This window comes from Pantoea wallisii (assembly GCF_002095485.1).
Classification (GTDB): Bacteria; Pseudomonadota; Gammaproteobacteria; order Enterobacterales; family Enterobacteriaceae; genus Pantoea; species Pantoea wallisii.
Map to the genome: position 1 here is coordinate 1 of NZ_MLFS01000083.1, position 15,163 is coordinate 15,163.

8 protein-coding genes and 3 pseudogenes are annotated in these 15,163 nt (G+C 55.6%); 5 read left to right on the forward strand and 6 right to left on the reverse strand.

What is annotated here, in order from left to right:
- Positions 1–110: 110 nt before the first annotated feature.
- Entirely contained in the window at positions 111–836 is a 726-nt protein-coding gene (ubiG, locus tag HA48_RS20345) for a bifunctional 2-polyprenyl-6-hydroxyphenol methylase/3-demethylubiquinol 3-O-methyltransferase UbiG (RefSeq protein WP_128602940.1), read from the reverse strand.
- A gap of 176 nt (positions 837–1,012) precedes the next feature.
- Here ubiG and gyrA point away from each other — a divergent pair.
- A pseudogene (gene gyrA / locus HA48_RS20350) lies at positions 1,013–3,651 on the forward strand (DNA topoisomerase (ATP-hydrolyzing) subunit A).
- 186 nt (positions 3,652–3,837) lie between these two features.
- Positions 3,838–6,690 carry a two-component system sensor histidine kinase RcsC gene (rcsC, locus tag HA48_RS20355; RefSeq protein ID WP_128602941.1) on the forward strand — a complete coding sequence of 951 codons (2,853 nt, stop codon included), beginning with the start codon at positions 3,838–3,840 and terminating at the stop codon, positions 6,688–6,690.
- A 251-nt stretch (positions 6,691–6,941) separates the two neighbouring features.
- On the opposite strand, the gene rcsB is transcribed toward rcsC, so the two are convergent.
- The 3 genes and pseudogenes from rcsB to HA48_RS20370 form a co-directional block, all read right to left on the reverse strand.
- Positions 6,942–7,592, reverse strand: a complete 651-nt coding sequence (gene rcsB, locus HA48_RS20360) for a response regulator transcription factor RcsB (protein ID WP_128602942.1) — start codon at positions 7,590–7,592, stop codon at positions 6,942–6,944.
- 1 nt (position 7,593) lies between these two features.
- Positions 7,594–10,251 (reverse strand): phosphotransferase RcsD, encoded by a 2,658-nt coding sequence (gene rcsD, locus HA48_RS20365; protein WP_128602945.1) that lies wholly within the window; start codon positions 10,249–10,251, stop codon positions 7,594–7,596.
- Positions 10,252–10,276: 25 nt separating this feature from the next.
- Positions 10,277–11,430 (reverse strand): annotated as a pseudogene (locus tag HA48_RS20370) (MFS transporter).
- An 890-nt stretch (positions 11,431–12,320) separates the two neighbouring features.
- Here HA48_RS20370 and ompC point away from each other — a divergent pair.
- Positions 12,321–13,436, forward strand: coding sequence for a porin OmpC (gene ompC / locus HA48_RS20375; protein ID WP_128602943.1), 1,116 nt, complete (start codon positions 12,321–12,323; stop codon positions 13,434–13,436).
- Positions 13,437–13,487: 51 nt separating this feature from the next.
- Here ompC and HA48_RS22220 read toward each other — a convergent pair whose 3' ends face one another.
- Positions 13,488–13,643 carry a hypothetical protein gene (locus HA48_RS22220; protein ID WP_167377165.1) on the reverse strand — a complete coding sequence of 52 codons (156 nt, stop codon included), beginning with the start codon at positions 13,641–13,643 and terminating at the stop codon, positions 13,488–13,490.
- Positions 13,644–13,786: 143 nt separating this feature from the next.
- Positions 13,787–13,903, reverse strand: a complete 117-nt coding sequence (locus HA48_RS22300) for a response regulator (protein WP_208613160.1) — start codon at positions 13,901–13,903, stop codon at positions 13,787–13,789.
- A 140-nt stretch (positions 13,904–14,043) separates the two neighbouring features.
- Here HA48_RS22300 and apbE point away from each other — a divergent pair, with 140 nt between their 5' ends.
- Both apbE and HA48_RS20385 read left to right on the forward strand, forming a co-directional pair.
- Positions 14,044–15,075: an FAD:protein FMN transferase ApbE gene (gene apbE / locus HA48_RS20380; RefSeq protein ID WP_128602944.1), complete on the forward strand. Its 1,032-nt coding sequence runs from the start codon at positions 14,044–14,046 to the stop codon at positions 15,073–15,075.
- A gap of 15 nt (positions 15,076–15,090) precedes the next feature.
- Positions 15,091–15,163: pseudogene (locus HA48_RS20385) on the forward strand (DNA oxidative demethylase AlkB); the annotation flags it as partial.

Sequence of the window (15,163 nt, forward strand, 5' to 3'; positions counted from 1 at the left end):
TGCTCACTCGCCCTTCTGACCCTGCGCAGTATCTGCAGCAGGGCAATATGACCCCGCGCAGTACCTGCAGTAGTGCAACATGACCCTGCGCAGTCTCTTTACGATGCAATTTACGCCTGACGATGGGTATGAATCATATAATTGACGTCCACGCCGCGCCCCAGACGGAACTGGTTAGTCAGCGGATTGTAATGCAGACCAATCATACTTCTCTCGCGCAGCGAGGTTTCATCTACCCAGTTCAGCAGCTCCGATGGACGGATAAACTTCTTCACATCATGCGTGCCGCGCGGCACCATGCGCAGCACATACTCGGCGCCAAACACCGCCAGCAGCCAGGCTTTCGGGTTGCGGTTAATGGTCGAGAAAAACACCTCGCCGCCCGGCTTGACCAACTGCGCGCAGGCCAGCACGACAGAGCGCGGGTCCGGCACATGCTCCAGCATCTCCATGCAGGTCACCACGTCATACTGGCCGGCGTGCGTAGCGGCATGATCTTCAACCGTCTGCTGCACGTAATTCACCTCTACGCCGCTCTCTTTTGCGTGCAGACGTGCCACCTCCAGCGGCTCAGCCCCCATATCCAGGCCGGTAACCTTCGCCCCTTCGCGTGCCATGCTTTCAGCCAGAATGCCACCGCCGCAGCCGACATCCAGCACCTGCTTACCGAACAGACCATTGCTGTGCTGGGCAATCCAGCCAAGACGCAGGGGATTGATACGGTGCAAAGGTTTAAATTCACCCTCTAAATCCCACCAGCGTGATGCCACGGCTTCAAACTTGGCGATCTCGGCGTGATCAACGTTCTGGCGGCTTTCCTGCGGTTGTTCATTCATTGAATCAAGACTCCTGACAAAATATGGCCCCAGTATAAACGCATAAACCCGACGAGGCATCTCTCAGCATAAAGGAAAAGCGCCATAAAACCCTGCTTTACGTTCACCGGCAGGAAGCGATGTGATATACTTTCGCACCTTTAAAATCCGGGATTATGTAGAGGGATAGCGGCTCCATGAGCGACCTTGCGAGAGAAATTACACCGGTCAATATCGAAGAAGAGTTAAAAAACTCCTACCTCGATTACGCCATGTCGGTCATCGTTGGCCGAGCCTTACCCGATGTGCGTGATGGCCTGAAGCCGGTGCACCGCCGTGTGCTTTTTGCCATGAGCGAACTGGGTAACGACTGGAACAAACCCTATAAGAAATCTGCCCGTGTGGTCGGTGACGTCATCGGTAAATATCACCCCCACGGTGATTCTGCCGTTTACGAAAGTATCGTTCGTATGGCCCAGCCGTTCTCCCTGCGCTACATGCTGGTCGACGGTCAGGGTAACTTCGGTTCGGTCGACGGCGACTCCGCCGCAGCGATGCGTTATACCGAAGTGCGTATGGCGAAGATCTCCTCCGAACTGCTGGCGGACCTGGAGAAAGAGACCGTCGATTTTGTGCCTAACTACGATGGCACAGAGCAGATTCCTGAAGTCCTGCCGACAAAAATTCCTAACCTGCTGGTGAACGGCTCCTCCGGTATCGCCGTAGGTATGGCGACCAATATTCCGCCACACAACCTCACCGAAGTGATCAACGGCTGCCTGGCGTTTATCGAAGATGAAAACATCAGCGTAGAAGGGCTGATGGAACACATCACCGGGCCGGATTTCCCGACCGCAGCCTTCATTAACGGCCGCCGCGGCATTGAAGAAGCCTACCGCACCGGACGCGGCAAAATTTACATCCGTGCTCGCGGTGAAATTGAAACCGATGCCAAAACCGGTCGCGAAACCATCGTCGTCAATGAAATCCCCTATCAGGTGAACAAAGCTCGCCTGATCGAAAAAATTGCCGAGCTGGTGAAAGATAAGCGTGTTGAGGGCATCAGTGGCCTGCGCGATGAGTCCGACAAAGACGGCATGCGTATCGTTATCGAAGTGAAACGCGATGCGGTTGGCGAAGTGGTTCTGAACAACCTCTACTCGCTGACGCAGCTGCAGGTCTCCTTCGGGATCAACATGGTTGCCCTGCATCAGGGACAGCCGAAGATTATGACGCTGAAGGAGATCATCGAAGCCTTCGTTCGCCACCGCCGTGAAGTGGTAACGCGTCGTACTATTTTCGAACTGCGTAAAGCACGCGACCGTGCACACATCCTTGAGGGCCTGGCGATTGCGCTGGCGAACATCGATCCGATCATCGAACTGATCCGTCGTGCCCCTACGCCAGCCGAAGCGAAAGCCGGCCTGATTGCCCAGTCGTGGGAGTTGGGTAACGTCTCTGCCATGCTGGAGCGTGCCGGTGACGACGCTGCACGCCCGGAGTGGCTGGACGCAGAGTTTGGTATTCGCGAAGGTCGCTACTTCCTGACCGAGCAGCAAGCCCAGGCGATCCTGGATCTGCGCCTGCAGAAGCTGACCGGCCTGGAACACGAAAAGCTGCTTGATGAGTACAAAGAGCTGCTGGAGCAGATCGCCGAGCTGCTTCACATCCTGCAAAGCGCCGAGCGCCTGATGGAGGTGATCCGCGAAGAGCTGGAAGCGATGCGCGACCAGTTTGGTGATGCACGCCGTACCGAAATCACCGCCAACAGCGCTGACATCAACATCGAAGACCTGATTAATCAGGAAGACGTGGTGGTTACGCTGTCGCATCAGGGTTATGTCAAATACCAGCCGCTGTCGGACTATGAAGCCCAGCGTCGCGGCGGTAAAGGCAAATCCGCGGCACGTATCAAAGAAGAGGACTTTATCGATCGTCTGCTGGTGGCGAACACCCATGACACGATTCTGTGCTTCTCCAGCCGTGGCCGCCTCTACTGGATGAAAGTTTACCAGCTGCCGGAAGCCAGCCGTGGAGCACGCGGACGTCCAATCGTTAACCTGCTGCCGCTGGAAGCCAACGAACGTATCACCGCCATCCTGCCGGTGCGTGAATACACCGAAGGCTTCAACATCTTCATGGCCACCGCTGACGGTACCGTGAAGAAAACGGCTCTGCAGGAGTTCAGCCGCCCACGTAGCGCCGGCATCATTGCCATCAACCTGCGTGAAGACGATGAGCTGATTGGCGTGGCGCTGACTAACGGCAGCGATGAAGCCATGCTGTTCTCTGCCGCCGGTAAAGTGGTGCGCTTCGCCGAGACAGCGGTCCGCGCCATGGGCCGCTCTGCTTCAGGCGTACGCGGTATCAGGCTGGCGGAAGGCGATAAAGTGGTATCACTGATTGTGCCGCGTGAAGAGGGCGCTATCCTCACCGTCACGCAGAACGGTTACGGTAAGCGTACGGCGAACAGTGAGTATCCGACCAAATCGCGTGCGACGCAGGGTGTTATCTCAATCAAAGTCACCGAGCGTAACGGACCGGTTATCGGCGCCGTTCAGGTGGTAGATGGCGATCAGATCATGATGATTACCGATGCCGGTACGCTGGTGCGTACCGCGTTTCGGAAGTCAGCGTGGTCGGGCGTAATACCCAGGGCGTAATCCTGATCCGTACTGCGGAAGATGAGAACGTGGTCGGTCTGCAGCGCGTTGCTGAGCCGGTGGAAGAGGAAGAGCTCGACGCCATCGACGGTAGCGTGGCGGAGGGCGAAGAGGATATCGCACCTGAAATTGAGAGCGACGACGACGCGCCGGAAACGGACGACGAAGAGTAAGTCTCTGCGGTGTAAGCCCTGATGTATCACGGGGATAAAACAGCGGCAGGTCAGGGCAACCGACCTGCCGTTTTTTGTCTGAGTTTCACGCCCAAACGCGTGTGCTAACTGGCTTTTTTCGACCGATAAAGCTAGTGTATGTGAACTTTTCACCATCCGATAACCCTTGCCGCCAGTGAGCCCGCTTTGAAATATCTCGTCTCCTTTCGCACCACGCTTCGCATCTCGCGCTACCTGTTTCGGGCGCTGGCACTGTTGCTCTGGTCGCTGGGTGCGTTACTGACCACGTTCTACATCATTAATGTGCTGCACGAGAAAGAGAACGCAATCCGCCAGGAGTTTGCGACCAACTACGGCCAGGCGGAGTGGTATGTGCGCCACTCAGCGGATGTGATGCGTGAACTCAAGTACATCACCGAAAATCGTCTCAGCAGCAGTACGAACGGGCTGGATATGCTCAACGGGCTGACAGTCAGCAAAAGTACGCTGCCCCAGTTCACGCCGCTGTTCTCAGACGGCGACTGCACCTCCATGAGCAATACCTGGCGTAACTCACTGGATTCGCTGAGCTACTTCATCAATTACTGGAAAAGTAATTTTGCCTCCGCCTATGAGCTGAATCGGGTGTTCTTCATCGGCGGCGAGAATCAGTGTCTGGCCGACTTCACCATCGGCAATAACAACTCCGTCGATCGCGAACGCAGCCTCAAAGCCCTGCGCGAGAATGTGCTGCACTATCGCAGCGCGAATGATGAAGAGCGCCGCAATCCCATGTACTGGATCACCAACAGCACCCAGCCAGGCGTGGGCAACTTCTACATGGTAGTGCCGGTTTATGTCGCCAATAAGCTGCAGGCGCTGCTGGGGGTTGAGCAGAATATCCGGCTGGATGAGTTCATCCAGCCAGGCGGCCTGCCGCTGGTCGCCACCATTACCGACGAAAACTATCGTCCGCTGATCAGCTCACGCCGCGGTGGCCCCGGCTATTCACTGGATGACCTGCCGGATGACAATACGTGGTTTGGCTATCTCGATAGCTATCGCCAGCTGGTGCTGAAAAAGCCACTGCCGCCGTCCAACCTGAATGTGGTGTGGTCACTCTCAACCGATGTGCTGGTCGATCAGCTTAAACTCATGCTGATCAATGCGCTGCTGCTAAATCTGCTGAGCGCGCTGATTCTGTTTACCCTCGCGTGGGTATTTGAGCGGCGCATGTTTCTGCCGGCAGAGGACAACGCGCACCGGCTGGAGGAGCACGAACAGTTCAACCGTAAAATTGTGGCCTCGGCGCCGGTGGGCATCTGTATCCTGCGCACCAGCGACGGCACCAATATCCTCAGCAACGAGCTGGCGCATAACTACCTGACGCTGCTGACGCAGGAAGATCGCCAGCGTCTGAATGAGATCATCGGCGGGCAGCAGGTCAACTTTGTCGATATGCTGACCGGCAGTAACACCAACCTGCAAATCAGCTTTGTGCACTCGCGCTACCGCAATGAAAACGTGGCGATCTGCGTGCTGGTGGATGTTTCAGCACGTGTGCGCATGGAGCAGTCGCTGCAGGAGATGGCGCACGCGGCGGAGCAGGCGAGCCAGTCAAAATCGATGTTCCTGGCTACCGTCAGCCACGAGCTGCGTACGCCGCTGTACGGCATTATAGGTAACCTCGATCTGCTACAGACCAAAACGCTGCCGAAGGGGGTGGATTCGCTGGTCACCGCGATGAACAACTCCTCCAGCCTGCTGCTAAAGATCATCAGCGATATTCTCGACTTCTCAAAAATTGAGTCAGAGCAGCTGAAAATCGAGCCGCGTCCGTTCTCGCCGCGCGAGGTGGTCAACCATATTGCCAGCAACTATCTCTCACTGGTGGTACGCAAACGGCTAACGCTATATGTGTTCATTGAAAACGATGTCCCGCTGGCGCTGGATGGCGATCCGCTGCGCCTGCAGCAGGTGATCTCGAACCTGCTGAACAACGCCATTAAATTTACCCATACCGGCTGCATCATTTTGCACGCTTATGTCAAAGAGGGCTATCTGGCCTTCCGCGTGCGCGATACCGGCGTGGGCATTCCCGCCAAAGAGGTGACACGCCTGTTCGATCCCTTCTTCCAGGTCGGATCTGGCGTACAGCGTAACTTCCAGGGCACCGGGCTGGGGCTGGCGATTTGCGAAAAGCTGATCAACATGATGGATGGCGACATCGAAGTGGACTCTGAACCGGGCATGGGTAGTCAGTTCGTGGTGCGTATCCCGATCTATGCCGGGCAGCAGCCGGCGGCACCGCTGCTGGATGGCCTGCGCGAAAAAGCTATCTGGCTTGATATGCGTAATGATTACCTTGCGGCGTTCCTGCTGCGCCTGCTGCAACAGCAGGGAATCCAGGTGGCGCGCTATACAGGCGAGGCAGGCAGTGACGACGTCATCATCAGCGACCACGATGAACTGCCCGCCCAGGCGATACGGGCGCGCATCCGTATCAGCGGCGAACACCTTGATATGCCGCAGGAGAGCAGCACAGGACAGTGGGTACACAGCAGCGCCACGCTGCACGATTTACCGCTGCTGCTGGGGCGTATTTACCGCATCACCATCGATAGCGATACCGTTACACCACTGCCGCTGGCGCTGCCGCAGGAAGCCTCCAGCTATGACGACATTATGGTACTGATTGTCGATGACCACCCCATCAACCGTATGCTGCTCTCCGAACAGCTGGGCACGCTGGGCTACCAGACCAAAACCGCACAGGATGGCGTGGACGCGCTCAATGTGCTGAGCCGCAACCACATCGATATCGTGCTGAGTGACGTGAATATGCCGAACATGGATGGCTATCGCCTGACGCAGCGTTTACGTCAGCTGGGCCATGCCTTCCCGGTTATTGGCGTAACGGCCAATGCCCTGGCAGAGGAGAAGCAGCGCTGTATGGATGCGGGAATGGATAACTGCCTGTCGAAACCGGTGACATTAGATATCCTGAAAACCACGCTGGCGCTCTACGCGGAGCGCGTGCGGAAGGCGCGTGAAGCCTGAGTAAAATAGTATAAAATACAGCGGCTTCAGGTTTGCACCCGGCCGTATGAGGCATAGCGGCGTGCCGGGGCCCGCAGGGATGCGGGTTTTGCCGTTCCGGACGTGCTCAACATTTCCTTTGACTACCATGATTGTTATAGCAATAAGAAACAGAAAGCGCTGAACATCACGCGGAGCAGAATATATTACAAGAGGATTCAGGCAGGGCAGGGCATGGAAAAGAGGCGCACCGGAGTGCGCCTGTTTCTTGATTACTCTTTCTCGACCTGAGTCGCACTCACGGAGGAGAGGTAGTTCAGCAGCGCGATATCGTTATCCACGCCCAGCTTCATCATGGCTGATTTTTTCTGGCTACTGATGGTTTTGATGCTGCGGTTCAGCTTCTTGGCAATTTCAGTGACCAGGAACCCTTCAGCGAAGAGACGCAGCACTTCGCTCTCTTTCGGTGACAGACGCTTATCACCGTAACCACCAGCGCTGATCTTCTCCAGCAGCTTCGCCACGCTTTCCGGCGTATATTTCTTGCCTTTCTGCAAGGCAGCCAGCGCTTTAGGCAGGTCAGTTGGTGCGCCCTGCTTCAGCACAATACCTTCGATATCCAGATCCAGTACCGCACTCAGGATCGCCGGGTTATTGTTCATGGTCAGAACGATAATCGAGAGATCCGGATAGTGACGCTTGATGTACTTGATCAGGGTGATGCCATCGCCATACTTCTCACCCGGCATCGAGAGATCGGTAATAAGGACATTTGCATCCAGTTTGGACAAACTATTAATCAGTGCTGTTGAGTCTTCGAACTCACCTACAACGTTGACCCACTCGATCTGTTCCAGAGATTTACGGATACCGAACAGAACGATCGGATGGTCATCGGCAATAATTACATTCAGGTTATTCATCTTATTGGTTACCTTGCTGCAGCAGTTGGTTGACGTAAGCGTCAATGTCACTGGTGGTATTTTTAATGGTTAAATCGTCACACACTTTAATGTGCTGTTCTAACTCTTCACAAAGCTGTTTACCGGGAAGCAGGTTGAGCATGGCAAACACGCCTTTCAGGCGATGCGCTGTCTGAGCAAGCGAGGGATAGTCCTTCTCCGCCGACTCAGTATACAGTCTCTTCACATCTGGCGGTACTGTCTCGGTAAACAGCTGAAAATAGCCGCCGCTCAGCAGCGGACTGGCCGCTTCATCCTCGACACTCTCCTCCATCAACTCATGGGACAATTGCTTCTCAATCAGGGCCAGTAGCGCATCAAGCAGCGCACTACTCAGATTGAAATTGACCCGGAATTGCTGATCGTTTAGCGCATGATGCCCCAGTTCGTCACCGGCAAGTAACAGCGCCCAGCCGTTCAGGCGCGAGGGATCGTCAGTGATCAGCACATCATGATCCTGCCCGGACAGACGCTCGTCTGAGGTCAGGCATTTTGCGCCCCAGTTTTCCAGCTGGCGACACACAATTTTGTGCACATCCTCTACGGCAATATCAACCAGCGCTGTCACGCCCTCCAGCAGCTTCTCCTCCTGCTCATCCTGCTGCTCCAGCGGCAGCGGCAGCTGAATATTGTAGCGCGTACCGATATCCGGTTTAGCGATGATCTCCAGCTGGCCGCCCATCTGTTTACACAGCTGTTTGCACAGGAAAAAGGCCATGCCGGAAGCCTGGCCATAGCGATCCTGTGTGGTTTCGCCCAGGTAAGGGAAATCGACATTCGCCAGCTCATCGCCGGTCAGGCCGGAGCCGGTATCCACCAGCTGTAGCAGTACGGTGTTGGGTTTGCTGTCGCTGGCTTTAATCTCCAGCGTGATTTTGCCCCACTGCGTGGTGGTCAGGGCATAGTGCATCAGGGTGGTCAGCACCTTACGCAGCGCGCGGCGATCGCCAAAGCGCATCTCGTCATTGGCTAACTGATTGTTGATGATCAGCGCCAGCCCTTTACGGCGCACCAGCGGCAGGCTCTCCAGCGCAATCTCATCCAGCATCTCCTGCAGGTTAAACACGCTGGCATCCGGGGACCAGTCGTGCGCCTCCAGGCGATTAAGCAGAACAATGTCATCGACCAAACGCGTCAGCCCCTGGCTCTCGTCGAGCAGGTCCAGCACGCCTTCATCATCGTCACGCTGGCTCAGCTGCACCAGCTGCGTCACCATGCTTTGCAGCGGACGATTCAGCGCATGCCCCAGGTTCTGCATTAGCTGCTGGCGCATCTGATGATTGCGATCCAGCACCTGCTGCGCTTTTTGCAGCTTCTTGTTCACCAGCAGCTCACGATCCTGATCGCGCATCATAAACAGCTGGGTATGCGGAGAGAGCACGCTGCGCGCGTGACGAATTTCATACACTTCGTTGTTGATGGTGGCCTGCAGCACGCCCTGATGCTGATCGGACATATTGATGATCTTTTGCAGATTAAGGTGCGGCAGCAGGTGCTCGGCGATTTTATTGCTCAGCAACGTGCGGTTCGTGGCAAAGTCATACACCAGCAGCCCAACCGGCAGGCTGGCAACGATCTCCTCATTCAGCATCCGCAGCGAATCCAGTTCCGCGCTCTGGTTCTCATTCGGTCGCAGCGACTGCTGGCGCAGCAGCGTAATACCGGCAATCGACAGTAAAAACAGCACCAGGTTAATCAGCAGCGGCCACATCAGGTTATGCAGCGTATCCAGCGCCAGGCTGGTCAGCGGTACGCGATACACCAGCTGCAGCGAGGTGCTGGGCAGGGAAGCGGCTATCTCAAGATTGGGATTGACCAGCGCAACAGAGGTGCTTTCGCTGGTGGCGTCATCACTGCTGCTGACGGTGGTTTGCGAGGCATCCTGACGCAGCTGGAAGTTCTCCAGTGGCATGCTGCGCGGAATAAGATCGTTCACCGGCAGATCGAACGCCACCACAGTCGCCAGGTGGCCCGGCTGATTAAACGTGGTGCGCAGGGTGAAGTAGTGATCGTTCTGCCAGGCGAAGTGGCGCAGCGGCGAGAAGCTTTCGCGCTCATCCAGCGCATTGGCCTGCTGCAACATCTCCGAACGACGGCTATCAACCAGCGTATTAATGGCGCTCTCTTTATAGCGGGTCGCCATATCTTTCAGCGGCAGGGTCGAGATCATGATCAGGCTGTTGTCCTGACCATTGAGGAAGTACATCGACCATGCGGGATTCTCGGCGCCCCACAGGGTATCGAGGTAACCGGACATGCGCATGGTCATATCCAGCGTGCTGCTGTCATGCGATCCAAAAATCAGCGCTTCAGTTTTACGGCGCGTCTTCTCCAGATAGTAGACGTCAGGGCGCAACCGCGTCTCCTGCAGGCTGCTATTGGGCGTGGAGCCCGCTGCGCTGGTGGCGAGATTTTCATAGATCTGCCAGGTGGCGAAGCGATAGGCGTCGATGCGTTTCTGCATCGCCCGCGCCAGATCGGTCATGGCATAACGTTTCTCGGTGACCCAGGCATTTACGCTGTTGTGCACCATTGCACCCAGCGCCAGAAACAGCACCAGGTTAAACACCACAAAAAAGCGCGTTACGTTGCCGGATGTCAGAGGAAATTTATAAGGCAGCATAGAGTGTCTCAGGAACCTGCAATTAGCGCGCAACTCGTCGGGCGCTGGCGGCCACGGCCAGCAGCAGCAGTGCGATAAGTAAAAACGCGCCGCTCAGGCTAAGCCACTGGGAAATAAAACCGATTAAAGCCGGACCGGAAAGAATACCTGCATAGCCCAGCGTTGTCATGGCGGAAATCGCCAGGTTCGAGGGCATATCGTGTTGATTCCCTGCTGCATTAAACAACATGGGCACCGTATTGGCTAATCCGAACCCGACCAGCAGGAACGCCAGCAGCGCCACCTGCGGCCACGGCAACACGACCGCCAGCGTCATGCCGGCGGCGGCGGCCAGCGCGCCCGTCAGCATCACCGGATAGCGGCCAAACCGCTGAATCACTCTGTCACCGGTCAGGCGGCTATCGTCATCGCAATCGAGAAGATGGCATAGCCGAGACCGGCGTGGGCGACACTCATGCCCGGGCTCTGTAACAGCAGCAGGGCGCTCCAGTCCAGCACTGCGCCCTCAGCCAGGAATAAGATAAAGCAGAGAAAACCGAGGAAGGCGACCCAGCCGCGCGGAATCACCAGCCAGGGTTGATCGGGCTGATGCAGCCGTTCGGTCATCAGCGTGGGCAGGCTCCAGAGCAGCAGCAGAATAATCAGCAGCAGGATGGTGCCAATCGCCTGCAGCGGCGTCAGGCCACTGCCGAGCAGCAGGCTCACTGCCCCGGCACCGATAATACCGCCCAGACTAAAGAAGCCGTGGAAGCCGGACATCATCGGTTTACCAGCGGTTTTCTCAACTTCAACCGCCTGCACATTCATCGCCACGTCCAGCATGCCAAGGCCGGCGCCGAAGATCATCAGCGTGCCCGCCATCAGCCAGAGCGAGCTGAGTGTGGCCAGCAGCGGCAGCATACAGAGAATCACCAGCGTGGAGCAGAGCATGACACGGCGGCAGCCAAAGCGTGCCACCAGTGCGCCGGTCACCGGCATGGCGGCCAGCGAGCCAATGCCCAAACATAGCAGCAGTCCGCCCAGTGACGCCCCGCTCAATTGCAGACGCTGGCTGGCGAAGGGCACCAGCGGCGCCCATGCGGACATCCCGAGTCCGGCGATCAGAAACACGATGCGTGTGCCCAGATTGACACGCTGATGTAATTTTTTTGGCTGTGCGGCGTCCAGTGCTGTCATAAAAGTGTTTTTATCATGAGTCGTGTGAGCGACGAAGTTTAGCATCAAAGCGGGTGTCGTACCGCTGAATCAAAGGGATCAGCGTGGCGAAAGGCGCACCAGAAAACAGCATATTACCGAGTTTTTGTCGGGCGCTACGCTTTTCCAGAACTTTCCTGGCATCATTAAGCGTTCAGAACAGGGGGAAACCGCATCTTCAGCGGAAAATTTGACTTAAGTGGAGCGGTTGGGGAGGGAAAATCTTCAGGATAAGTGCCTGAATAATGGTCAGGAAACTGGAAATTTACAGACTCTTTTAATGCCAGTAATTTTGGCATGAGACTTTGTTACGCCTGTAAAATAACTTTGCCCGATCGCGACTTAGCTTTGCGGAAAAACTACATATGACCACAAATAGCCAGCATAAGAGAGAGGGTTAATTTGGCAACGTCAATTAAGTTTACTGAAGGTGACAATCGCATGGTTAATCGACAGGCAAAAAAATGCCGGACAATCGTGTCCGGCGGGAATTAGGGTAAATATCTCATTCGGGGTGAATGAAGGTAATAATGAAATAAATGATGATAGCGGGAGTAATTGTATGCGCTGCATGCAGTAAAGTTTTATCATTCAGTGCGGCATGTAATTTCAATGTAACTCACTGTTATTAGATATATTAAAATGGGTTTAGCAATTGATGCTCTATTTTTTGTGCATACGTGCTGATTATTAGTTCCGCAAAATTTACAATTTGAAATAACTATTAAATACAATGAAACACTTTTGGAAATTTAGTATCATTTTCGTGATAGATTATTGCTCAGCATAAAACAACAATGGCGTGCCGGCTGAAATTTTAAGCATTCAGTTCGCAGTGGCATAAATAAAGGCACATTACAGAGGGTAATAAAATGAAACGTCGCGTTCTCTCCCTGATGATTCCTGCACTCCTCGTGGCAGGTTCAGCAAGCGCAGCTGAAATTTATAATAAAGATGGCAACAAATTAGACCTTTACGGCAAAGTTGACGGTTTGCACTATTTCTCCGACAACGATGGCCAGGACGGTGACCAGTCTTACCTGCGTTTTGGTTTTAAAGGTGAAACTCAGGTGACCGATCAACTGACCGGCTACGGTCAGTGGGAGTACCAGGCCGCGTTAAACACCGCTGAATCTGAAGGGACAGCGAATAGCTATACGCGTGTGGGCTTTGCGGGTCTGAAGTTTGGTGATGCCGGCTCGTTCGATTATGGTCGTAACTATGGCGTGCTGTATGACATCGGCGCATGGACCGACGTGCTGCCTGAGTTCGGTGGAGATACCTACGGCGCGGACAACTTCATGTTCCAGCGCGGTAATGGCATGGCGACCTATCGTAACAGCAACTTCTTTGGCCTGGTTGATGGCTGGAACTTTGCCGTTCAGTACCAGGGCAAAAATGATAACCCGACGGAATCGACCTCCGGCCGTGATGTGCTGGGTGAGAATGGCGATGGCTGGGGCCTGAGCACCACGTACGATCTGGGTTCCGGTTTCGGCCTGGGTGCCGCGATGTTCCAGTCTGATCGCACCAACAACCAGAACGGCGCCGGTAGCTCTGCAAACATTCTGGGCCGCGGTGACAAAGCGGAAGGTTATACCGGCGGTCTGAAATATGACGCCAACAACATCTACCTGGCAGCTATGTATACCCGCTCTTACAACGCAACGCGTTTCGGTTCGGTGGGCTCCGACGCTTACGGTTACGCCAACAAAGCGGATAACTGGGAGCTGGTAGCGCAATACCAGTTTGACTTCGGTCTGCGTCCGTCTCTGGCCTTCGTCTCTTCACGCGGTAGCGATATCGAAGGTTACGGCAGCCAGAACCTGAAAAAATACGTTGATGTGGGCGCGACCTACTACTTCAACAAAAACATGTCGACCTACGTTGATTACCAGATCAACCTCATGGACGACAGCGCCTTCACCGATGCAGCCGGTATCAACACCGATGACATCGTAGCACTGGGCCTGGTTTACCAGTTCTGAGTGCCAGAGCGTGGCCTGTGCGCCACGCTCCTCCCTGCGCCTGAGCGAATTTTACTGTACCGTTCGCCAGCGTTTGGCTTTGGGTACCTGTCGCGACGGCGTTACCACGTCCGGCTGGCTGCCCTCCATCGCTACGCCCGCCAGCGTGAAGGCGGAGAAACTGAGCCAGCGCTGCCCTCTGTCACTCTGCGTTTTTACCTTTGCCATCTCTGCACTCCGCTAATGTTCAACCTGACATCAACGTTGCAGCTTTCATGCCACTGTACCGCTCTCAGCGCCACGCGCTTTGCGGCGACTTTGCTACACTGCGCCAGCGCTAAGGCGGTGCAGCACGCCTGCTTATGGTGCAGCTATTCGCGGCGGCGTGCAGGATAGTGCTGTATCAGGCGGTGACGCGAGCGTTGCCAGCAGCGATAGCTGCCATAAAGAAACAGTCCGGCGGTAACAGCAATAATCAGATAAACCATATGCGCTCCTGTAGGCGTTATCGTGCAGGAGCCGGCTATGCTGTCCCAGCCACAGGGGAACTTCAAGCCACTTTAGCGAAATTTACTAACGGTTTATGCTTTGAAACAGGCAGTAGCAATGCGTAACAGACGAGGAAGGGATGGTTTTTAAGAATATTCTGCTGATAAGCATCGTAGCACTGGCGCTGAGCGGTTGCGAGGAAAAACCGGTATCCCCGGGGATAGTGCTGGAGGGTAAAACCATGGGCACCGCCTGGCGGGTCAGTGTCGCGAACGTTGAGCCGGCGCGCAAGGCCGCTCTGCAACAGGCTATCCAGCAGCAGCTCGATAGTGACGATCAGGCGCTCTCAACGTGGAAAAAGGATTCGGTGCTGTCGCACTTCAACCAGTATCAGGGTAGCGATCCGCAGCCGGTGAGCGCCGATATGGCTGATATCGTTACCGTCGCGCTGCGAATCGGGCAGAAGACAGAAGGCGCAATGGATATTACCGTGGGTCCGCTGGTGAATTTATGGGGCTTTGGTCCGGCGAAGCCACCGCAGCATACGCCCTCAGCCGCAGAGATCGCCGCCGCGAAAGCGCTGACCGGCCTGCAGCATCTGCGTGTAATTCAGAGCGTAGAGGGCCAGTGGCTGCAAAAAGATCTGCCGGGACTGTACGTTGATCTCTCCACCATGGGCGAAGGCTATGCAACCGATCATCTGGCGCGCCTGATGGAGCAGCAGGGCATCACCAATTATCTGGTCTCAGTGGGGGGCGCCGTGCTCAGCCGCGGCATGAACGCCAGCCAGCAGCCGTGGCGGGTGGCGATCCAGAAACCCACCGATCGCGAAAACGCTGTCGAGGCGCGCGTGGATCTGCAGGGGCACGGCATCAGCACCTCTGGCAGCTATCGCAACTATTATGAACTGGATGGTAAACGCATTTCGCACGTTATCGATCCACGAACCGGGCGCCCCATTGAACACAAGCTGGTTTCTGCTACTGTCATTGCCACAACGGCACTGGAAGCGGATGGCTGGGATACCGGTTTGATGGTCCTTGGCACCGAGCGCGCCAAAGCGCTGGCGCTAAAAGAGCATCTGGCGGTATATCTGATCACCAGACAGGGTGACGGCTTCAGCCACTGGATGTCACCGCAGTTCAGGTCATTTCTAATCGACAATCCGTAGCACGAGGAGGCGAGAATGCTGGATCTCTTTGGCGATGAGGCGCCCTGGCAGGAGCCGCTGGCGGAAGGGGCGGTGATCCTGCGCCGCC